This window comes from Kumtagia ephedrae, assembly GCF_003012745.1.
GTDB lineage: Bacteria > Pseudomonadota > Alphaproteobacteria > Rhizobiales > Rhizobiaceae > Kumtagia > Kumtagia ephedrae.
Genome location: NZ_PXYK01000066.1, coordinates 1 through 1,866, shown reverse-complemented (window position 1 = coordinate 1,866; position 1,866 = coordinate 1). Strand labels below are relative to the sequence as shown.

At 63.6% G+C, this 1,866-nt stretch carries 1 protein-coding gene; it reads right to left on the bottom strand.

Going from position 1 to position 1,866, the window contains the following annotated elements; genetic code table 11:
- Positions 1 to 291 precede the first annotated feature (291 nt).
- The gene (gene msuE, locus C7I84_RS29260; protein WP_106775729.1) at positions 292 to 849 is read right to left on the bottom strand and encodes an FMN reductase; all 558 of its coding nucleotides are present in this window, start codon (positions 847 to 849) and stop codon (positions 292 to 294) included.
- Between the last annotated feature and the right edge of the window lie 1,017 nt (positions 850 to 1,866).

Here is a 1,866-nt window from a genome sequence, read left to right as displayed (position 1 = left end):
AACATGGTGCGCGCCGCAAACGACAAGCACAGCCTCAAGGTCAGACGCAAAAAGGCAAACCTCAATCAGCACTACCTCGAAACCCTCCTCAGGCAGACCCAGAATTAACCTGAAGCGATTCCCCTGGTCGCCGCGAATTGCGGCGGCAAATCGTCGTCGGACGCCGACCAGCCGGGCGCCTCGCCATTGGGCGGCGAGGGTCGAACAGGCTGCCGTGGGCGATGGCTGGTTTTGCCGCCTGGGCGAAGACGAGTGCCCGCCGGCCGGACGCGCTTGCGGGGCGCGTCCGGCTCAGGCGGCGAGGCTGACGCGGGCCGGGCCGCCGACGATCCGGCTCGCCTCGGCCACCGCCTGGTCGGCGCGGGCGCGGATCGCTTCGGACGCCAGCGCGCCGCCGGCGAAATCCTTGTCGGAAGCGTAGATCGCGGTCGGAACGGTCAGCGCCTCGAAGAAGCCGAACAGCGGCCGGAGCTGGTGCTCGACGATCAGCGAATGGCGCTCGCCGCCGCCGGTGGCTGCCAGGATGACGGGCTTGCCGCGCAGCGATGCCGGCTCGATGAGATCGAAGAAGTGCTTGAACAGGCCGGTGTAGCTGCCCTTGTAGGTCGGCGATCCGACCACCAGGACGTCGGCGCCCAGGAGTTGCTCGACGAGGTTCACGGCGGCCGGGTCGAGATCGGCAAGCCGCCTGGCGCCGCCGAGCGACGGGCCGAGATCCTCGATGTCGAAGGTGTTCGACGCGGCTCCTATGGCTGTCGCCAGCCGGCCGGCGATATGATCGACGAAGGCCTTCGTCTTCGAGGGGCGCGTCACGTTCCCCGACACGCCCACCACAAGCTTCCTCGACATTCCATGCTCCCGGCAGGATCGATCTTTCAGCATAAACTCTACAGATTTTGTGGAATTATATGAGCGAGGGAATTTCAAAAGCGCGCCGCCGGCAGGATGGGTTTTCCAAAAATGCGCCGGAACGGCCGATCCGTGGCTCGCGCGGACGCGCCGGCGAAGCAAAAGTCCGGTCCGTGTGTCTGGCTTTCTCGGTCGGCTTGCAGGGCTTGGCCATCGCGGCAGCCAGTCTTGTATGTTTGCGCAGAAAGCAGCGCGCTGCCGCGCTCGCGCGGATGGGCTCAGGGGGACAGTTTATTTTCTTTCCGCAGAAAAGCGGCGGCGTCCCAAGGCTTGCGCTGGCGGAAAAAAGTAAACTGTCCCCGGCACTTACCTGTCTTCGCCGCGAAGCTCGCGGCGAAGCGGCAGGTGCTTTTCGCGGCATTTTATCCCCTGCCTCTCCACCTCCCTTATCCTTGCCGGCAGTCCCTCCTGCGGGAACGCCGATCATGACGGTGGTTTGCGGGGAGGGGCCGGTGTCCGGAAGGTAGCGGCTAACGTGGCCGCGAGGTCCGGCGCTGCTTCAGAGTTTCCAACGATCCCGTCCTTGAGCGGGACGGGGCTCCGGTATGGCCTGAGGAGCCGTCATGAGCGGGATATCGCCGGCGTCGCTTAAGTCGGAGTAGCGAGTACGATCCCATGACCCGGAAATGAAGCGGCGAAGAAGCACCGGACGGGCGGCCGAAAGGTCGCATAAAAAATTAGATGAGCGATCCTGCGGCCGCCCGTCTTCCCGATCTTCTCAATGGCCAGACTGCGATGCAGGGCGTGGCGAGGACGACGTATGCTCAGGGGACAGTTTACTTTCTTTCGGCAGAAAGGCCGCAGCAGTTCAAAGGTCGCGCGGGCCGAAAAAAGTAATACCCCGCCTACCCGACGACCCGAAAAGCCTCGGGTCTGACGATGTGGAAATTGTCGTTGACGGTGTCGCGGAAGGATTTCCAGTTCTTCGGCAATGTGGACTTGAAGAAGCGCATGATA